Source organism: Achromobacter sp. Marseille-Q0513, assembly GCF_018195695.1.
GTDB lineage: Bacteria > Pseudomonadota > Gammaproteobacteria > Burkholderiales > Burkholderiaceae_B > Achromobacter.
Window position 1 is genome coordinate 1 of record NZ_JAGTJY010000282.1, and the last position, 5,083, is coordinate 5,083.

The 5,083-nt window shown below is 63.4% G+C and carries 7 protein-coding genes; 2 read left to right on the forward strand and 5 right to left on the reverse strand.

What is annotated here, in order from left to right; genetic code table 11:
• Positions 1-158 precede the first annotated feature (158 nt).
• Genes KDH83_RS29385 through KDH83_RS32740 form a run of 3 tightly spaced genes read right to left on the reverse strand, consistent with a single transcriptional unit; the run spans position 159 to position 1,681 of the window.
• The gene (locus KDH83_RS29385; RefSeq protein WP_212322300.1) at positions 159-950 is read right to left on the reverse strand and encodes a hypothetical protein; all 792 of its coding nucleotides are present in this window, start codon (positions 948-950) and stop codon (positions 159-161) included.
• Entirely contained in the window at positions 919-1,434 is a 516-nt protein-coding gene (locus KDH83_RS29390; RefSeq protein WP_212322302.1) for a hypothetical protein, read from the reverse strand. Before KDH83_RS29390 ends, KDH83_RS29385 begins: the two co-directional genes overlap by 32 nt.
• Positions 1,424-1,681 carry a hypothetical protein gene (locus KDH83_RS32740; RefSeq protein WP_233772391.1) on the reverse strand — a complete coding sequence of 86 codons (258 nt, stop codon included), beginning with the start codon at positions 1,679-1,681 and terminating at the stop codon, positions 1,424-1,426. The genes KDH83_RS29390 and KDH83_RS32740 overlap by 11 nt, the downstream gene beginning before the upstream one ends.
• On the opposite strand from KDH83_RS32740, the gene KDH83_RS32745 reads away from it, so the two are divergent.
• Both KDH83_RS32745 and KDH83_RS29400 read left to right on the forward strand, forming a co-directional pair.
• Positions 1,671-1,904 carry a hypothetical protein gene (locus tag KDH83_RS32745; protein ID WP_233772390.1) on the forward strand — a complete coding sequence of 78 codons (234 nt, stop codon included), beginning with the start codon at positions 1,671-1,673 and terminating at the stop codon, positions 1,902-1,904. The genes KDH83_RS32740 and KDH83_RS32745 overlap by 11 nt on opposite strands.
• A gap of 346 nt (positions 1,905-2,250) precedes the next feature.
• Complete coding sequence (locus KDH83_RS29400; protein WP_249205441.1) at positions 2,251-3,087, forward strand: tyrosine-type recombinase/integrase; 837 nt, start codon at positions 2,251-2,253, stop codon at positions 3,085-3,087.
• Between the two features lie 58 nt (positions 3,088-3,145).
• Here the strand turns inward: KDH83_RS29400 and KDH83_RS29405 are convergent, their stop codons facing one another.
• Together KDH83_RS29405 and KDH83_RS29410 are read right to left on the reverse strand one after the other, a co-directional pair.
• The gene (locus tag KDH83_RS29405; RefSeq protein WP_212322306.1) at positions 3,146-3,502 is read right to left on the reverse strand and encodes a phage tail protein; all 357 of its coding nucleotides are present in this window, start codon (positions 3,500-3,502) and stop codon (positions 3,146-3,148) included.
• Positions 3,503-4,304: 802 nt separating this feature from the next.
• A partial coding sequence (locus KDH83_RS29410; RefSeq protein ID WP_212322308.1) for a hypothetical protein occupies positions 4,305-5,083 on the reverse strand: 779 nt, incomplete at its 5' end.

Genomic DNA, 5,083 nt, shown 5'->3' on the forward strand with positions numbered 1-5,083 from the left:
CTCCAATACACCCCGGCGACGGCGGCCAGGCCCGCCAGCAAGGCCGCCATCCAGCCGAGGCTACGCTTCATCCATGAATCAAGCATGTTCCAGCTCCGCGGTCGCTTGCGCCGCCTGGGCATGCAGCGCGTCCCAGGTCTGGCGATGGGGTTTGCTGGTCACTCTACGAACGTGTTTCCCTTCCTGATGTTGTCTTTCGACCAGAGCGGCTGGAGATTGGTGAAATGGCACGCCGCCTTGACCTGCTCCGGATCTTCTAGATCGAAACTCGCCAAGGGGCGCACATGGTCGATGTGCCACCCGTCGCGCCCCCAATTTCCCCACGTCATCCCGTCTGCGAACTGGCGTTCCAGATGCTCCTTGAGCTCGGCGATAGAGCAACCGAGTTCGCGAACCGCGAGGCCAGAGCGGTGGTTGTTTCTCACTGCCATGTACAACCGACGACGAAGGCATAGACCAAGCTTGAACTGAATGTCTGATTTGTAGCGCTCCGCCCAACGCTTGCGCGCACTCTCTTGTGCCCGCTCGGTATTTTTCTCGTACCAGTTCTTTGCTTTTGCGCGGTTGCTCGCCTTGAAGTCTTCGCACGATTTCACCTTTTGGTAATTACGCCGAGATCGCACACGATTCGCCTCTTTGATTTGCTCATCATCTCGATGAGATTCCCGCCATGCTCTCGCACGCGCTCGCGAAGCTTCAGTAAAGGCTTCTGGATTCGCGGTCTTGATGCGCATGCTCCGCTCTCGCTCTTTCGCCGCCAGGTGTTCTCTATTCTTTTCTCGATATCGAGCGTTCTTCGACAGCCGTTGGTCGCGAGTCTGCTCATTTCGTTCGGCATAGCGTTCACGCTCCCTTTCTCGTTCTCGCTCCTTGAACGCAGGATCCGCGCGTCGACGCACCTTATAGTCGCGCATGTATTCATTGCGGGCCTCCTGACTCTTGTGCGGCATCAACAGTCTCCAGTGCTTGTCGATAGTTTCTCGGCCACGACGCTGGATGAGGCTTGCCTGGCCGCCAGACGCGAAGGTAGCACTCGAGTGCTGCTTCCGCATCGCCGATCTTGGGCAGCTTGCCCGGATCGCTCCACAGGAGCAGCCGAGCAACGCCAGCGGCGAGAACGTCGTCATACTCGATTGCACCGTAGATCGCGTCCGGATCGAACGCCACGCTACGGGCCGCGCACAGCCCCGCCAGGCGGTCTTTTGTCGCGTGGTGCAGATACACCCCCCACACACCGCCGCGGCTTGTACGCGTGCCTTGTTCGAACTGCCAGAAGCCGCGCGCCGGGCCGCCGATCTGCCGCCGATGCACGAAACGGCTTTCCTGCAGGCCGATCGCCAGCAGCATGCAGTGCGCCTGCGGCGTGTTCATGGCGGCTGGCAGCAAGGCCAGTGCGGGCCGAACCGCGTCCCGCATCACTTGTTCAAGCGTCATGATTTCCTCCTTTCTCCGTACCCTGCCCCAAGCCCAGCGCCTTGCGCCGGATCTCCACCGCCCAATCGACCAGGTCCTGGTTCTGCAGCTTGGCCGTCAGGCGCAGATAGGCGCCCAGCACCCACCAGGCCGGCAGCCCCGCCAACAGCATGCAGGGCCCCAGCACGTAAAACATGGCCAGCAGCCCGTCCTCGCCCAGGCCCGTGCGCTGCGCCAGCCAATAGGCGGACGAGACGATGTCGGGCATCCAGGCGATCATCCCGATCGCCAGCAAGGGTCCGAACAAAAACGAACTCACCACCGTACAGGCGGTGCGCGCCACGAACTCGCGCGAACTGCGCGGCGGCATCAGCAACATGCCGATCAGCGCCGCCATGGCCGCCGGCATGCCGAACGCCAGCGCAATCTTCAACGCGGCGAACCCGCCCAACCCCGTCGATCCCGGTTCCATATCCTTGCTACTCCTCTGACCACCCCGCATCCCTGTCTCCCGCCCACGACCGGGCGCAGGGAGGCGCCGGCCATGGAAGAAAAAAAACGCGATCCGGGCGAAACTCCTGCCCGCTCGCGTCGCGCGCCCGCCAATGGGGCGCCTACACTCCTGATCCCACTCTGATTTCCGTACCTGCAATGAAGCCCTGGACCCGCCGACAGCCCCGCCGCAAACCCGCGCCTACACTGGCCGAGGCGCTCGATCGCTATCTGGCCGAGGTCTCAGCCACGAAGAAGGGGCACGTATCAGAGCAGTCCATAGCCCGCATCTGGCGAGCGACCCGGCTGGCGATCCGGCCGGTGGACCGGATCCGCAGCTCAGACTTGACCGAGCTGCGCGACGAATGGCTGAAGGACCGCGCGCCGGCCACTGTCGTGCGGCGCATGGCCTTCCTGTCCCACGTCTACACGGTGATCCGCAAGGATTGGGGCTTCGACCAGCTGGCGAACCCGGTTCAATTGGTGCGCCGGCCGGCGATCGACGATGCCCGCGACCGCCGGCTGTTCGATCGCATCACGCTGCGCGGCCTGTCCGACGAGCAATGCCCGCGCCAGGAACTGGACTGGATCATCCAGGCCACCCGCTCCAGCGAGCTGCCCACCATCCTGACGGTGGCCCGGGAAACCGGCATGCGCCGCTCGGAAGTGGTGGGCATCCAGCGCGAGCACCTGGACCTGATGCATGGCGTGGTCCACCTGCCCCACACCAAGAACGGCCGCACGCGCGACGTGCCGCTGACCCCGCTCGCGCGCGAGGCGCTACGCCGCTGGGTCACCGGCAAGCCGATGCGCGGCCGCATCTTCGCGATGCGTCCGGGCTCCGTCACGCGCGCCTTCATCCGCGCGCGACGCCGCGCCCGCCTGCGCTACGAAGCCCTGTGCCGTCACCACGGACGGCGCCCCAACACGGCCTACTTCCGCGACCTGCGCTTTCATGACCTGCGGCACGAAGGCACCTCACAGCTGGCCACGGTGTTCCAGATCCACGAGCTGGCCAAGGTCAACGGCAACGTCGACACCCGCATGCTGCTGCGCTACTACCATCCGCATGGACGCGAGCTGGCGCAGAAGCTGGCGCGCAGTCCGCTGGGCAAGCGCCAGCTGGAACAACTGCGCCGCGAACGGCTCGAAGGGACGGACGCTCTTCCGCTCGCCGCCTAGCGCGCAGATCCAGCGCCCGGCGCAGTGCCGCCGAAGAGACAGCACTGCCGGACTATCGTCAGACGCCCGCGCTCTCGGCCGGACGCGGCGGCGCCGTATCGCTCAGCCAGGCGGGCAACGGTCCCCAGCCGGGATAGCGCACGTCGTCAACGCCGCCGCGCAGCTTGATCTTGCTGCCAATCGCATAGGACTCACCCGTTTCGGCCACCCATAGCGGCGTGGCGCGATGGTCTTCGACCATCTGCCAGCCATTGCCCGTCCAGCGCGGCCAACGGCCGCTGCCGCCTGCGGGCGGCGCATCGGGATAGGCGCCAAAGGGCACGTTGTAGGCGCCGGGCGACAGGGGCAGATCATTGGCGACGGTCTCATAGAGGAACAGGCCGTCGTCGTCGGTTTGAAATACGGATTTGTGCATAGTTTTTCCTTTAAATGGGGTTTGCACTGCAAATGCGCGGGGCCTGGCAACCGCCCAGATGGACTCGGTACGCGTTCCCTACAACATCGGCAGAATTGGTCGGGCATTCTATGAGTGGCAAAGCGGTACGCTGCACGGCAAGGATTACCTAATGGCGGACCAGGGCGTTGACGGAATATCGCGCGGGTACGAAACCAGGCCCAGAAACGTCGTTTACCACCCACGTATCCATGCCTGATGCCTCCTTCACTGCAAATGCGAGAGTCATGGCGACACGTCAAAGCGATGCGCTTCAGAACATCACGGGAGGCGGCACCTTTCGTGGATTTGAGAACCAATCCACTGGCTCCTGGTACACAGCAAGTGGAGTATTCGATCTCGTAGCAAGCGCAGGTATACACAGCACGTATCGCACGGCTCTGGAGGTGAGAGAGACTCCGACCGATGTCATGGTATTCAACGCAAGCCGTGTGGCTCGCACATCTTCGGAAACCCGGCCCGTAAATGCGGCGTACCTTCCGCGCATTCATGCCTAACGCTCACGCCATCGCAAGTAACTATGGCATGTCAGATCGAAATTCATGTCAAAAACTAGGCATGAATTCGCGGTGAATAAGCGACGTTAATTGGGCGGGTTTCTGTGCCACCGGCAGGGTTGCTCAGCCAGGCACTTCCACCGCTAAAGACGGTGGCGAGGCTACCCGTTTGACCAGTGAGGGAAGTGGCCAGGGTATGTGAGTGGCTGCGTAACTCGTCACGTTGTCTGCTGCCGACAACTCTCGCATTTGCAGTGAAGCAGACGTCAGATATTGATGCGGGGATGGTATGCCGTGTTCGCCGGTCGGGTTTCGTTCCCGCCACTGTCATCAATGGTAGAACCGGGATTGTTCCAAATGATGTTGACAGCGCTCATGACATTGCGATGGACTGCGACGGCCTCGCCTGAGCTAGACCCGCCTTGAGTTGACGTCTGGAAGCGATGTGAATGCCGCCGTAGCAAGTCACCTTGCCGGCTTGCCAATACCCTCGCATTTGCAGTGTCAGCGTCAGTCCCCGTATACCGCCGGAACATATTCCGCAAATCCGGCACCCGGAACGTCGTCCCGCTGACATCCGCGAAGTAATGCGCCCCACGGTTCGCAGTCCAGACCGCATCGGACACCACCAGATTATTCTCGCGCGCATACCCCCACAGGCGCGCATAGTCGGTCTTGCTCAGCTCGCCGCCGACCGCGTCGACTTCGCTGGCCAGCGGGGTGACGGTGTGGCCGTCCACCGGACGGCCGCAGAGCGGCGAGCGGTAGCCGGTGTAGTACTGGGTGGATACCCAGGTCCAGACCTCGGAGCATTCGGCCACGATGATGGGGCCGATGTCCTGCGTCGGCAGCGCGCCGATCGAGCAGACGCGGGGAAAGTTGCCGGCCACGAAGGCGGTGGTGGCGAGCTTGCCGCTCTTGTCGCCGGCGACGGGCGTTGGCGCCGTGGGCGTGCCGGTGAAGGCCGGCGAGGCGGCCAGGGCGGCCACGAACTTGGCCTGCAGCGCGGCCAGGTCGCCGTTGTCCAGCACGTCCTGGCCGCTCT

Bases quoted from the DNA above. Each gene is read 5' to 3' on its own strand.
- KDH83_RS29385 (WP_212322300.1), bottom strand. From the start codon at position 950: ATGCCGCACAAGAGTCAGGAGGCCCGCAATGAATACATGCGCGACTAT.
- KDH83_RS29390 (WP_212322302.1), bottom strand. From the start codon at position 1,434: ATGACGCTTGAACAAGTGATGCGGGACGCGGTTCGGCCCGCACTGGCC.
- KDH83_RS32745 (WP_233772390.1), top strand. From the start codon at position 1,671: ATGTCGGGCATCCAGGCGATCATCCCGATCGCCAGCAAGGGTCCGAAC.
- KDH83_RS32740 (WP_233772391.1), bottom strand. From the start codon at position 1,681: ATGCCCGACATCGTCTCGTCCGCCTATTGGCTGGCGCAGCGCACGGGC.
- KDH83_RS29405 (WP_212322306.1), bottom strand. From the start codon at position 3,502: ATGCACAAATCCGTATTTCAAACCGACGACGACGGCCTGTTCCTCTAT.